Source organism: Polaromonas sp. P1_G2, assembly GCF_056405515.1.
Genome location: NZ_JBFUBY010001707.1, coordinates 1 through 365 on the forward strand (window position 1 = coordinate 1; position 365 = coordinate 365).

A 365-nucleotide genomic window follows, 5' to 3' on the forward strand; every position below is an offset into this window, starting at 1 on the left:
ACTCTGAGGAACAGCGTCATCAGCAGATCGGGCAGGAAGAGCTTTGGCGGTTTCAGGGCAAAGTCGGTCATGCATTCTTTCTAGTCGATGGCTGATATGAAAACCAGAGCCCGCGGCATTCTGGTTTTTGCAATGCGCCTATCTACATGCTAATCACGCGCCACCTCCCCGCTTGGATCTCCGCCATGACCGACAAGACCCATATCGTTGACGAAATCACCGGCCATCGCCGCATGCGCCGCAACCGCAAGGCCGACTGGTCGCGGCGGCTTATCCAGGAGAACCGGCTGACGGTCGACGACCTGATCTGGCCGATCTTTCTTGCCGAGGGTTCCGGTGTGGTCGAGCCGATCCCGGCCATGCCC

The 365-nt window shown here is 58.9% G+C and carries 1 pseudogene; it reads left to right on the plus strand.

The features are described 5' to 3' along the window. Positions 1-185 precede the first annotated feature (185 nt). Positions 186-365 (plus strand): annotated as a pseudogene (locus AC1D0P_RS32215) (porphobilinogen synthase); the annotation flags it as partial.